Annotated in this window: 9 protein-coding genes and 2 pseudogenes; 8 read left to right on the forward strand and 3 right to left on the reverse strand. The window is 54.9% G+C overall.

All coding sequences use genetic code 11. The annotated features are described in order from the left end of the window. Nucleotides 1–140: 140 nt before the first annotated feature. Both B347_RS0112630 and B347_RS0112635 read left to right on the forward strand, forming a co-directional pair. A pseudogene (locus tag B347_RS0112630) lies at nt 141–2,003 on the forward strand (AAA family ATPase); the annotation flags it as partial. A 248-nt stretch (nt 2,004–2,251) separates the two neighbouring features. Further along, entirely contained in the window at nt 2,252–3,523 is a 1,272-nt protein-coding gene (locus B347_RS0112635) for an McrC family protein (protein ID WP_026014151.1), read from the forward strand. Nucleotides 3,524–3,600: 77 nt separating this feature from the next. Here B347_RS0112635 and B347_RS0112640 read toward each other — a convergent pair whose 3' ends face one another. Beyond that, complete coding sequence (locus B347_RS0112640; RefSeq protein WP_019410066.1) at nt 3,601–4,485, reverse strand: AraC family transcriptional regulator; 885 nt, start codon at nt 4,483–4,485, stop codon at nt 3,601–3,603. A 139-nt stretch (nt 4,486–4,624) separates the two neighbouring features. On the opposite strand from B347_RS0112640, the gene B347_RS0112645 reads away from it, so the two are divergent. The 4 genes and pseudogenes from B347_RS0112645 (at nt 4,625) to B347_RS0112660 (ending at nt 8,677) form a co-directional block, all read left to right on the forward strand. Next, complete coding sequence (locus tag B347_RS0112645; RefSeq protein ID WP_019410067.1) at nt 4,625–5,368, forward strand: SDR family NAD(P)-dependent oxidoreductase; 744 nt, start codon at nt 4,625–4,627, stop codon at nt 5,366–5,368. Nucleotides 5,369–5,387: 19 nt separating this feature from the next. Further along, nucleotides 5,388–5,789 carry a VOC family protein gene (locus B347_RS0112650; protein WP_019410068.1) on the forward strand — a complete coding sequence of 134 codons (402 nt, stop codon included), beginning with the start codon at nt 5,388–5,390 and terminating at the stop codon, nt 5,787–5,789. Beyond that, nucleotides 5,786–6,334 (forward strand): annotated as a pseudogene (locus tag B347_RS25450) (saccharopine dehydrogenase NADP-binding domain-containing protein); the annotation flags it as partial. The gene B347_RS0112650 and the pseudogene B347_RS25450, both read left to right, overlap by 4 nt. Nucleotides 6,335–6,616: 282 nt before the next feature. Further along, nucleotides 6,617–8,677 carry a TonB-dependent receptor gene (locus B347_RS0112660; RefSeq protein WP_019410070.1) on the forward strand — a complete coding sequence of 687 codons (2,061 nt, stop codon included), beginning with the start codon at nt 6,617–6,619 and terminating at the stop codon, nt 8,675–8,677. Between the two features lie 155 nt (nt 8,678–8,832). Here the strand turns inward: B347_RS0112660 and B347_RS0112665 are convergent, their stop codons facing one another. Then, nucleotides 8,833–9,378 carry a cysteine hydrolase family protein gene (locus tag B347_RS0112665; RefSeq protein ID WP_019410071.1) on the reverse strand — a complete coding sequence of 182 codons (546 nt, stop codon included), beginning with the start codon at nt 9,376–9,378 and terminating at the stop codon, nt 8,833–8,835. Between the two features lie 161 nt (nt 9,379–9,539). On the opposite strand from B347_RS0112665, the gene B347_RS24970 reads away from it, so the two are divergent. Continuing rightward, nucleotides 9,540–10,547, forward strand: a complete 1,008-nt coding sequence (locus tag B347_RS24970) for a GlxA family transcriptional regulator (protein ID WP_019410072.1) — start codon at nt 9,540–9,542, stop codon at nt 10,545–10,547. On the opposite strand, the gene B347_RS0112675 is transcribed toward B347_RS24970, so the two are convergent. Beyond that, nucleotides 10,534–11,874, reverse strand: a complete 1,341-nt coding sequence (locus B347_RS0112675; RefSeq protein ID WP_019410073.1) for an MFS transporter — start codon at nt 11,872–11,874, stop codon at nt 10,534–10,536. The genes B347_RS24970 and B347_RS0112675 overlap by 14 nt on opposite strands. 392 nt (nt 11,875–12,266) lie before the next feature. On the opposite strand from B347_RS0112675, the gene B347_RS0112680 reads away from it, so the two are divergent. Then, nucleotides 12,267–12,935, forward strand: coding sequence for a GntR family transcriptional regulator (locus B347_RS0112680; RefSeq protein ID WP_019410074.1), 669 nt, complete (start codon nt 12,267–12,269; stop codon nt 12,933–12,935). The last annotated feature ends 8 nt before the right edge of the window (nt 12,936–12,943 follow it).

Below are 12,943 nucleotides of genomic sequence, written 5' to 3' on the forward strand. Positions count from 1 at the left end.
AATTACGCCAGTTGTATGTAGATTATGGGCCGCAAGGCACTCATGCTGCTGTGGGTGACAGTAATAGCAGTAATGTGCACAACGGACTGAAACAGTGGCTGGGATATCAAATTTTCCTAGCTCAAGGGGGAGGGGACATTATGGATAACTCGGCTGTAACGCCGCCTCTTAATCAGATTTTGTTCGGCCCTCCTGGAACTGGAAAAACCTATGCAACCATCGAAGCGGCGCTAGAGGTTCTTGATCCTCAGTGGCTATCGACTCATCTTGAAAATCGAGTCGCGCTGAAAGTACGTTTTGATGAACTGGTCAAGAATCGCCAAATATGTTTTGTGACTTTTCACCAGAGTTTCAGTTACGAAGACTTTGTAGAAGGTTTGCGAGCTGAGACCGGAGCGGACGGTCAATTGCGCTATGACGTGGTTGATGGTGTGTTTAAAAGCCTCTGTGATATAGCTGCCGCTAAGGTAACCCAGCAGGCGCAAGCACCGATTGACATCAGCGGTCGTCGCATTTGGAAAATGTCGTTAGGCAATACATTGGGCGATGATGCCTATATCTACGATGAGTGCATAAGCAATGGCTATGCGCTGTTAGGGTACGGCGATCAGGTGGATTTCAGCGGCTGTGAAAGCCGACAAGCCATCCATCAGCGCTTTGTTGAAGCCGGTTACGCGCTGGCTCCCGATGCCTATAACATCACTGCAGTCGCGACATTTCTACTGAAAGTTAAACCGGGCGATTTGGTTGTGGTGAGTGATGGTAATCACAAATTTCGCGCCATCGGTGAGTTCACCAGCGATTATCAAGCCATCAAGCGTGCCGATGCGGATGAGGCTTATGGGCAGTGTCGTCAGGTCAATTGGCTCAGGGTTTACACACCGTCATTGCCGTGTGAGTTGTTGATGAGCAAGACCTTTAGTCAGGCGACTATTTATCAGCTACGTGACGGCTCGATTGATGTCGTCAAACTGAAGGGCTTATTGAGTGCTGAGGTATCCGATTCAGGGCTTAGCGTTCAGGCTCGACCCTTTAAACCAGGGGACCGCTTCGGTTCAGGTTACGAGGTGATCAACGCATCGGCGGATGTCGTTGAACTGCGAAAGCCCAATAATAATGTTTTGCCCATAGGCATGAGCGTGGTGAATACGCTTGCTGACTATGTGCGTGCGCAACGCATAACGATGGCCGACATTCGTGAAAAAACGGTATTTGAGCGAGTCTTGGATACCAAGCTAGAGCCTTTTTTAGTCAACGGCTATAACACTCTCTTGGCGGCTTTAGTCGAACGTGTGGTTAATCGCGTGATACCGAGAGAGGCGTCACACCCTAGCCATGAGTCTTCCAATGCCCGTGTCCTGATCATCGACGAAATTAACCGTGGAAATATCTCTAGGATTTTTGGTGAATTGATCACCTTGATCGAACCTTCCAAGCGGGCCGGTGCTGCTGAAGCACTGTCGATTGTGCTGCCCTACTCGAAGCACTCGTTCAGTGTGCCCTCCAACGTGTACTTGATTGGCACCATGAACACGACAGATCGTTCGCTGGCTGGATTAGATATCGCTTTGCGCCGGCGATTCACCTTCAAAGAAATGCCTCCACGGCCCGAGTTGCTGGATCAGGTGGATGTGGAGGGCGTAAACATTGGTCAACTGTTACGGGTTATGAATCAACGTATTGAGGTTTTATTGGATCGCGACCATTGTTTAGGCCACGCCTACTTTATGCCGCTGATTGATGATCGCCGCCTTGAGCGGCTCGCCTCGATTGTTCGTAATCAAGTACTGCCACTGCTTCAGGAATACTTCTTTGACGATTGGTTGCACATTCAGTGGGTCTTGAACGATCACCGCAAATCCTTTCAGTACTGTTTTTTGAGCCAAGCGACCCAAGTGGCAGAATCTTTATTTGGTGCTGAGGTTAACCTTACGGCACACAACCTACCGTGGAGTATTAATAGCGAAGCGTTTGAGCGCTTAGAAGCTTATCTAGGCGTTATTGATCATCACGTTACTTTTGCCAAGCCGAACATTGCGCAGCAGGTGCAGTTTGGTGCACTGACTATTCGCCAATTGAGCAGTGGCACCATAGAGGTCTTGCAAGGTGGTGCATGTTTAGCCATGGCAAAGCCATCTCTGAGGGATATCGCGGCCCAGTTAGGATTACCCTTGACCACAAGTGAGGGCTCTGAATACAACACCCGTGCACTGGGGCGCAAAGTGATGAAGGCCATTGAGGCCGGTAACGCGTGAGGACACTAATCACGGTACGCGAGTATGCGCGGCTTACGGTGGATGCTGTGGAACCCACACTTGATCGGGCTCAAGTATCCGCCAGTGCGTTTGACTGGTTATGTCAACAAAGTGCGTCATTTAGTCGGGCAGGCGCGGCTTTGGTTCAAGTGGAGGGGCGTCGCTGGCTCAAGCTTGATAGCTATGTTGGTGTGCTGGAAACACCTTGTGGCACGTGTTTGGAAATTTTGCCTAAACACTTTGACAGTGGTGACTGTGAGGTCAAAAGCCGAGCGCTGCTGCGACGACTGATCCAGCGATCACTCAACTTGAAGCCTCGCGAAGTGAGTCCTACGGCTCTTGAGGTTTACGACGCACCTTTGTCCGAATGGGTGATGGGACAATTTCTCGGCGCGTTAGATCATCTGATCAAACGCGGCATGCGTTTTGATTATCAGCGGGTCGAAGAAGAGCAGCGCTATCTGCGGGGGCAACTTAACGTGGTCGCGCAGATGCGTCAGCCACCGTCGCGCCAGCATTTCTTTCACGTGCGCCATGACATTTTTGTCGCAGATCGAGCGGAGAATCGATTGCTCAAATTGGCCCTTGAGCGTGTGTGCCATACCACCCAGGATCCCGCTAACTGGCGATTGAGCCATGAACTCCGTGGTGTATTGCACGAGGTGTCAGGCAGCCAATCGGTGCGTGACGACTTTCGGGCCTGGCGTACTGATCGGTTGATGGCCCATTACCAGCCGATTAAATCGTGGTGTGAGTTAATTCTTAACCAGCAGATGCCAATTGCCGTGGCGGGCGAGTGGCGGGGTATTAGCCTATTGTTCCCAATGGAAAAACTGTTCGAGCGCTATGTTGATGCTTGGGTACGCCGCTCATTGCCCGCAGAGGCGAAGCTCACCGCTCAAGCGGCCAGTGAATATTTATGCGAACACCAGGATGGGCGAATATTTCGCCTTGAACCGGACTTACTGGTGCGCAAGGGGGGGCAAAGTTGGGTGCTAGACACGAAATGGAAGCGCCTGAGTGCGGCAGATCGCGACAAGAAATACGGATTATCCCAAACTGATTTCTATCAATTATTTGCTTATGGTCAGAAATACCTGCAAGGGCGTGGCGAGCTAGTCTTAATCTATCCCCGCCGCGCGGAGTTTCAACAAGCACTACCCCCATTCGATTTTGGCGGTGGCCTAAGGTTATGGGTACTTCCGTTTGACATGGAGGCAGAGTGTTTGCTTGATACTCAGCTGTTGACTCTGTTTGCGGGACATTGAGCAAGCATTCAGGCTTATTTTCAGGGGGGATTACCGTGTTTCTTAATGAGCATACCCCCGACCTAAAGGGCGCAGGGTTAGCGTGTCATGGCCGCCAGTATTCTCCCCGTGTCTTTGGCGGGGGGTAATCCAAATACGCGCGCATAGTCGCGACTGAATTGCGTTGCACTTTCATAACCCACTTCGAAAGCCGCGGCCGTGACACTTTTCGCATTGGCGACCATGAGCATTCGCGCTTGCAGCAAGCGCACGCGCTTTTGATATTGCAGCGGGCTTAATGTCGTGACCGCTTTGAAGTGACGGTGAAACGCAGAGACGCTCATGGCTGCTTTCTGAGCGAGGCTTTCCACTCTGATGGGCTCGGCAAAATACTGACGTATCCATTGGATGGCTTGATTCACTCTGGCCATCGCGGTATCTGGCACTGCAATGTCCCTTAGCATCCAGCCGTGTGGCCCTTGCAACACGCGGAACAGAATTTCACGCTCATAAACGGAGGCCAAGGCCGTGATGTCGTCAGGTTTGCCCATCAATCGCAACATCCGCACCCAGGCGTCCATCAACTCGGGGGTGGTGGCAGACACTGAAAAGCCCGGCTCACTATCGTGACGATTAACAGGTTTTGGCAGGTCGGCTAACAGCGTGGACAACACGATCGGGTCAAGCGTCAGGCTGACTGCTAGGTAGGGCTCGCCTGTGGGAGCAGGGTGCACAGCTCCCACTGCCGGAAGTTCAATGGACATGACGAAATACGTCGCTGGGTCATACCGCAACGTGCGATCGCCCACGGACATGGTTTTGCTGCCTTGCAAAATCAGGTTGATCATCGGGTCGTAGACTGCCGCGAGTAAGTGCTCAGGGATTTTTCCCTGAACCATGGCGACGCGCGGAATACCCGTTTCTGTGCGACGGTTTTCGGCTTTGGAGGCGAGGGCGCGCAGTTCTATCAATTGGCTGTTCATGGTGGGCATGCTGACGCGGCTATGGCGCCCAGCGCAAGCAAAAAGCAGAAACAGGCAGGTTTAGAGTAGGAACGGCTGTGTTCGTGATGGCGGGGCCCCTTACTGTGGAGTCTCTTTCAACGAGCCGTGGAGCTTAGTCATGAGCGTGATCGTCATTACCGGTGGGAGTCGTGGCATAGGCGCCAGTGCAGCAGAGCATGTTGCTCGGCGTGGCATGGGGGTCATCCTCACTTACAACACTCATCCCGATGCCGCGGAAGGCGTTGTACAGCGCATTGAGCAAGCAGGCGGCAAAGCTGTAGCGCTCAAACTCGACGTTGCAAACGTCGCCAGCTTCGAGGCATTTCGCAAGACTGTCGTCACTGTCCTTCAAGACACCTGGGGCACAAGCTCGCTCTCGGGCTTGGTCAACAACGCTGGGTACGGTCTGTTCAGCCCACTGGAGTTAGTCAGCGAAGCGCAGTTCGATGGCCTTTTCAACGTCCACCTCAAAGGGCCATTTTTTCTGACTCAGGCCTTGCTGCCATTGCTTGAAGAGCACGCGAGCATCGTTAACCTCACCAGCGCCACTACGCGTGTGGCGACTGCGGGGGTTGCGCCTTATGCCGCCTTCAAAGGTGGCCTGGAAGTGCTCACGCGTTACATGGCCAAGGAGTTTGGTGAGCGCCGCATCAGGGCCAATGCGGTTTCACCGGGGGCGATTCGTACCGAGTTGGGGGGTGGGCTCAATGATGAGTTCGAAGCCCTGTTAGCTGGGCAGACGGCGTTGGGTCGAGTGGGCGAGCCCGAAGACGTAGCAAGGGTCATTAGCATGCTGCTGTCGCAAGAGGGCGCCTGGATCAATGCACAAAGCATTGAAGTCGCTGGCGGCTACATCATCTGAACAACTGAGGAACATCACCATGCTGGACCATATTTTTCTGTCAGTCAGCGACATTGCACGCTCTATCCGTTTCTACGAGGAAGCTCTTGAGCCGCTTGGCATTACCGCCCGGTTGGACTATGACGGCAAGGACGGCCCCCCTGGGCATCCGGATCTAAAGGGTTTTGGCGCCAATGGCCGAATGTTCTTTTGGTTGCGCGAGGGCGTCGTCCAGGGGCAAGCCGTGCACGTAGGGTTTATCGCTCAAAGCAAGGCTGACGTGGAGGCCGCCTATGCCGCTGCGATGGCCCAGGGCGCTATCGATAAAGGTCCGCCGGGCGCTCGTTTGCACTACGCCCCCAATTACTACGCAGCCAATGTGCTGGACCCTGACGGGTACAGTTTAGAGTTCGTCTACAAAAACTGGCAGCATGCCCAATGAGCACACTTCTGATCTATGGCGCGACGGGCTATACCGGTCGCATGGCTGCGTAAACGGCGAAGGCGTTCGGCTTGCCTTTCGAAATAGCCGGTCGCAATCGCCCGCATCTGATCGAACTCGCTGAGCAACTGGGAGTGCCTTATCGCGTGTTCGAAGCCGGCTCCGGCGCTGCCCAATCGTTGTCTGGCATCAGTGTATTGCTGAACTTCGCGGGCCCGTTTGCTCACACAGCGCCCGCCTTGATGGCGGCGTGTATAGAAGCCAAGGTTGATTACCTGGACATCACCGCTGAGATCAATGTCTATCGCCTAGCTGAGCAGTTGGGTCCAGACGCGGGCGCGTCAGACGTGATGTTGCTGCCGGGTGTTGGCTGGGACGTCGTCCCCACCGACAGCTTGGCGGCGCACGTCGCCCAACGCGTTGCAAACCCCGTGGCTTTGAGTCTCGCGCTTCAGGTGCCAGGGTCTATGTCGCGGGGGTCGGCGATGAGCGTCAGTGAGATCATCGGCGCCGAATTTTCCACGACTATTGCCGGGACGATGATCACCGATCTGTAGGTTCTACGAGGTTTCACCTTCTCGCTTATCGAGCGCCGATTGCGCTGGATGACCTCATTAACGTGAGTGATTGTCCAGGTGTACAGGGCATTGAAGGTGCCTGCCAGGGGGCGGCCCAATGGTTGGATGCTGAACGTCTATCGGGTGTTAATGAGATGGATTATCAATAGTATTTCCTTTGCGTAATTTTTACCCTAGACTCCGCTCCGCTGTGGGAATGCAGCACTTTGCCAGCAGATAAAAATACAAATACGGGTTTGGGGGCGGGGCATGAATTACAAAATCAATACACTTGCGTTGGCGGTTGGGTCTGCCATGTGCCTGTTGAACAGCGCATGGGCGGACGATCAGCCTGGCGCATTGGAGCTTGCGCCGGTCACCGTCACGGGTGAAAAAATCAACCGAACGCTCGAACAGACACAGTCCAGCGTAGCCGTGGTAACGGAGCAGCAACTGCGTGACAAAGCCGATCACAGCCTGATCGACGTCTTTGCTCGTACCCCTGGCGTGTACAACCAAGCCGGGAACGAAAACTGGGGCATTCGTGGTGTCCCGGTGTCCGGTTTCGATGACCAAGGCCCTGCGACCTTAAACGGTGCTGTATCGGTGTATGTCGACGGTGCCCAGCAACCCAACCGCGCGTTGACGATGAGCCCTGTCGGGCTGTGGGACACAGAGCAGGTCGAAGTTTTCCTTGGACCGCAGTCCACCACCCAAGGGCGGAACTCTCTGGCCGGTGCAGTGGTTATCCAGACCAAGAATCCAACCTTTTATCCATCCTTCTCCGCCCAAACCAACATAGGTAACTACGGTGAGCGAGGCGTGGCAGTGGCCGGCGGTGGTGCAATCGTAGACGCAAAGGTCGCAGGCCGAATTGCCATCGACACCCAAGACGGCGATGGCTATATCCGCAACACCACCAACCATGACGATGCCAACCCGCACCGCACAAGCAACTACCGCGGCAAGTTGCTGATCACCCCGAATGACGACACCGATGTACTGTTGACCTACGTGCACAGCGAACATCGCCAGGGCGACAATTCGATCACCCGCATCGGCGACGACGTCCAGTATTACAAAATCGCCTCTAACACCAAGGCTTATGACAACCTCAACCAAGACACCGTGATCGCGAAGATCGATTGGCGTCTCAACGATGCTTGGACGCTGACCAACCTGACCAGCTACACCCACTCGGGCTACACCGCGCACATAGACTTCGACCAGACCGCCACGGTCAACAACGAGATTTTCCGTAAACAGTCGGGTGACATGTTCAGCCAGGAACTGCGTCTGGGTTATCAATCCGACACCGTCCGCAGCTTCGGCGGGATGTATTTGGGTCGCACCACTAACAGTTTCCACGACCGCCTATTGTTCAACAACGTGCAACGGGGCGCCGCCAGGGGCGATGTCGCGATTAACAACGCCGCGCTATTCGGTGAAGTTGACTGGGATTTTGCCCCCGACTGGACGCTGATCACCGGTCTGCGCTACGACTACGAAGTGAATGACACTGATATCAAACAGGATGACTTCTCCAGCCCCGGCAAGGTGAAGAAAACGTTCCACGCTTTGTTACCGAAACTGGGCGTTGATTATCAATTTATCCCTGATCAGTACGTCGGTCTGATGGTGCAGAAAGGCTACCGTGGTGGCGGTGTTAACGTGCGTGCGGGTGGCGGACATGAGGCTTACGACCCGGAATACACCACCAACTACGAACTGTCGTACCGTGGCTCGTTCCTTGAAAAGACCCTGCGAACACGTGCCAACCTGTACTACACCGATTGGAAAGATCAGCAGGTCAGTGTGCTTGACCCATCGGGTGATTTCTTCCTTGTCTACAACGCCGGTCGCAGCAACATCAAGGGCCTAGAAGTCACTGTCGAAAAAGATTTTGGCGAGCAGTTGACCCTGAACATAGGCGGTGCAATCACCGACGCCAAATATAAGGATTTCAACACGCGTGACGGCCTAGATCGCAGCGGCCAGCCGTTTCTTTATTCGCCTAAGTACAAAATGTCGGTGGGCGGTACCTACCGGTGGAATGACCGTTTGACCTTGAACACGGATCTCACGTATCAGAGCACCGCGCCGTCCGATTTCGAGTTCGATGACAACGGCAACGTCAGTAAGGTACGCCGCAGTGACAACTACGTACTGACCAACTTCAGCACTGAATACAAAGTCACCCAAAACGTTGCTGTATCGGGCTACGTGAAAAACGCTTTCGGCAAGCAATACGTCACCAGCAACCGTATTGGCGACATCATTGATGTGGGCGCACCGCGCACATTCGGCTTGGTACTGCGTTACGACATGTAAGTCGATGGGCGCATGGATGCGCACCCCCGGTGTCTGATTTCAAGGCGTTTGATACAGCCTCCCGCCTGCCGAAACTCGATGGCTGTCTAGTAATGGCGCAACCTGCGCGCTGATGCTACCTGTCGTCACCAAGCCAACAAGGCTGCGCCATGACCTCAGGCTGACAGGTAGTCGTCCACCGGCTTGACGGTGCCATAGCCAAATTCAAACGAGGCCATCATTGCTGCGTGTACTTGTGCCGCCGGCACGGTTACACCCGCAAAGGTTAAGTCGAGTGTTGCGCAAGCATCTTGTAGCACGGTAACGGGGTAACCCATATCTGCGGCCGCACGTACCACGGCGTCGATGCACATATGGCTCATTGCACCTATCACGATCACTTCATCAATTCCGTGAGCGTCCAGTTGCTGTTTGAGATCAGTGTCGCGGAATGAGTTGATGTGGTTTTTTACAATCACAGGTTCGTCGCCCGTCGGTGTTACAGCAGGAATAATTTCGACACCGCCCGAGCCTTTTACAAAGATCGGGGCATCTTCGTCGACGGACTCGTGACGGACATGGAAAACCGGGATTTTGCTATTGCGCGCATGAGCGATTACACGAGCCGCATTGGCAACGGCGACTTCAATCCCGCTCAGCGGCAGCTTGCCGGTAGGCAGGTACTCGTTTTGCAAGTCAACGACGATAAGACCAGGTTTCATGGGGGTTCTCCGGCTAGGTGGCATGGAACATCAACTGAGGTGTAGCAATCATTCATCTGCGGTACGCCATTGTTGCCGGGTAAGGAAATGCGCAACAGTGGCCTGAGTGACATTAAGCGTTACTATCAGGCCATTAACGATGACCCAGGTGTCAGGCTGTCATGAGTGCTATTTCTGTGGCTGTACTTGCTTACAACGGTGTCAGTCTTTTTCATCTGTCTATTGCTGGCATCGTGCTGGGGAGTGCGGGGTCGTCGTCTGACGAGCCTTATTACGAGGTCAGTTACTGCGCTGAAATGCCGGGCATGGTGCGCAGCGACCATGGTGTGAATATTGAGGTGAGTCACGGGCTCGAGTTGATGCAGCGCTCCGACATCATCATTATTCCGGCCTGGAGTGACCCTTTACAGCCTGCCTCCGAGCAACTGGTCAGGGTATTGCAACAGTCTGACGCCCAAGGAAAACTGATCGTTGGATTGTGTTTGGGGGCTTTTGTGCTGGGGGATGCGGGCTTGCTCGACGGACGTGAGGCCACCACTCACTGGATCGCCCGTGATGTGTTTTCCCAGCGCTTTCCAAAGGCTCATTTCCGCCCTGAAGTGCTCTATGTGAGTGCCGGAAACATCATAACGTCGGCCGGTACGGTGGCTGCGATCGACTGTTGTTTACACCTGATTCGTCAGGGCCAAGGGGCCGATGTAGCAAACCGCACGGCCAAGTTACTGGTAACTCCACCCCTCAGGCAGGGCGGGCAGGCGCAGTATGTCGAGAAGCCCGTGCCACAACTGGCTTCTGATACTCGGTTGTCTGAGGTGCTGGAGTGGGCTCAAGCCAACCTTCACGTAGCGTTGTCACTCGACACGCTCGCGGACGTGGCAAAAATGAGCAGACGCACCTTTACCCGCCGCTTCAAGGAAGCCGCGGGCACTACGGTTTCACGATGGTTAAACGCACAAAGGGTTGCCAGAGCGCAGCAACTGTTGGAAACCACTGACTTACCCATTGAGTGCATTGCCGATGAAGCGGGTTTTGGTACGTCCTTGTCTCTAAGGCAGCAGTTCAGCGCACAACTGGGGACCTCACCGTCGGACTATCGAAAAATGTTCTTTCGCGAAATGAAGCCCGAGAAATCTAAAGATACCGGGGTAGGGGGCGCTAGCATTTTTTGACGCTTCGCACGCTGGTCTTTGTCTGAGCACCACTGTCATGCAGCGAAATCCTCGACGTTTCCGGCAGCGCCATCCCTCCCGCCAATGCCATTAACGCCACCACAATCAGATAAAACGCAGGTGAAAGATTACTCCCCGTGGTGCTGATCAACCAGGTTGCCATCAGCGGCGCGGTGCCGCCGAATAGGGTGTAAGCCATGTTGTAAGTGATCGCTGAGGCGGTATACCGCGTGCGGGTCGGAAAGACTTCCGAGAGCAAAGCCGCCGTGACCACACCACACAGAACGGCGCCAACGGCCAACATCATGACCCCGATGATAGAGGCTGCGAACGAGCCGGAGCTGGCCATCAGGAACGACGGGTACACCACGACCATCAACAATACGCACGCTGTCATTACTGTGGCGCGACGCCCGACCCGATCCGAATAGAGCCCCGCCAGCGGGCAGATCGCCGCCGCGAATATCAATGCAATCAGCGACACCAACAATGCCGCAGCACGACTCAGTCCACCGGCCACTTGCAGGTAGGTCGCGAAGTACGTGGTGAACATGTAAAACGACAGCGCCGTGAGAGACACAAAAGCGCCCAAGCAACAGATTGCCGCAGCATGGTTGCGCAGGGTTTCCTTGAGCGGGGAGTGGGCGACCGCGTGTTCTTGTTTCACAGCCTGAAACGCGGGCGTCTCATCCAGCTTCCAACGCAGGTAAAGCCCCACCAGGCCCAGGGGTGCCGCAATCAGGAATGGCAGACGCCAGCCCCAACTGCCCATCGCCTCAGCAGATAACGAGGCTTCAAGTGCGTACGCCACCACAGCGGCCGCAGCAAAGGCCGAAAAGGTCGACACCGGGATGAAGCTGCCGTACCAAGCGCGTTTGTCGTTGGGGGCGTGTTCCATCAGATAGGCGCAGGCTCCGGCGTATTCGCCCCCGGCTGAGAAGCCTTGGGCGCAGCGGATCAGCGACAAGAGAATTGGCGCCGCGACACCGATCGCAGCGTAGGTGGGGAGCAGGCCGATCAAGGTTGTGGCACCGGCCATCAGCAGTATCGTCATGGCTAGGGTGCGCTTGCGACCGATTCGGTCGCCGAGCATGCCGAAGAAGATCCCTCCCAAAGGACGAAAAGCGAAGGCCACGGCGAACACGGCGAAGGTCTTGAGCAATGCGACGCTGGGGTCGCCACTAGGAAAAAATTGTTGGGCGATGGTGGTGGCGAGAAAGCCGTAGACGGCGAAGTCGAACCATTCCACGAAGTTACCAATGCCAGCGGCGATGATCACTTTTCGCAAGGTTTGCGGGCTTACCTGCGCAGTGGATGGGCTCGTCATGGATAAGGCCTCGGGGTTATTCAGGGATAACTGATTATCGGAGGAGGCGTTTGGTCAGCGGGTTTCAAAAGAGTCGTCTACGTAGTCACTAGCGACGTGGAGAAGGCGTTGACGGCGCAATCATGGCCACGTTGGCAGAGGTCGCCACGACTGAAGACCGTCAGATGTAGCGCTTAATACCCGATTGTTATTGTGTGCGGGTTTGCCCCTTAATCGTGCGTCTCGTGTGCTGTTTAGTAGCACGTTGGCTGTATCGCATTCGCCAGCACCGCCTCAGCCCTCTGGCAACTTATTAAAAATCAATCACTTGCCTTTAATTCACACAGTTGGCACGAACGCTGCATTTTTGTATTTATGGATAATTGGATACAAAAATACAAAAGGAGCCACCGATGCAATTTGCCCCCGCGTACGTTGAGCGCCAGCCCCAGACTGCTGAGGAGGAGGCGTACAACTTTCTGCTCAACGCTATTTGCACCGGCCGCTATCGAAAGGGCGATCGCTTAATAGCAGAGGACATTGCCACTGAGCTGGGCATGAGCCGTATGCCGGTGCGCGAGGCCTTTCGCCGTCTGGATGCGCAAGGCCTGGTGACGCTGCGCCCCAACCGTGGCGCTATCGTCAGCGGCCTGGATATTGATGAATTGCACGAAGTGTTTGAAATGCGCAGCGCCCTGGAAGGTTTGGCGGTGCGCGTTGCGGTCAGCCGTATCGGTGAACGCCAAATGGCTGCTCTAGAGCGTTTGTTGGACGAGATGGATGATTATCGCGACGACAGCGCCGAGTGGGTCAGCCGCCACCGTGCCTTTCATGAGTTTCTATGCAGCCTCAGCGGCCGAGCGCGCCTGATGAAGCAGATTTCGGCGCTGTATTCGTTGGTCGAGGCACCCATGCGGTTGTGGTTGCACCACGGCGAGAAACTCCACAGCGCCCGTGAAGAACATGCGGTGATTCTCGACGCGATTCGCGCCGGCGATGCGGCCCGCGCCGAAGCCGTGGTGCGCGAGCACATCGAAGGCACCGTGCCAGAGCTGATCCAATTCCTGCAATCAGAAAAATAAAAAAAGCT

It is taken from the genome of Pseudomonas psychrophila HA-4 (genome assembly GCF_000282975.1).
Taxonomy (GTDB): Bacteria; Pseudomonadota; Gammaproteobacteria; order Pseudomonadales; family Pseudomonadaceae; genus Aquipseudomonas; species Aquipseudomonas psychrophila_A.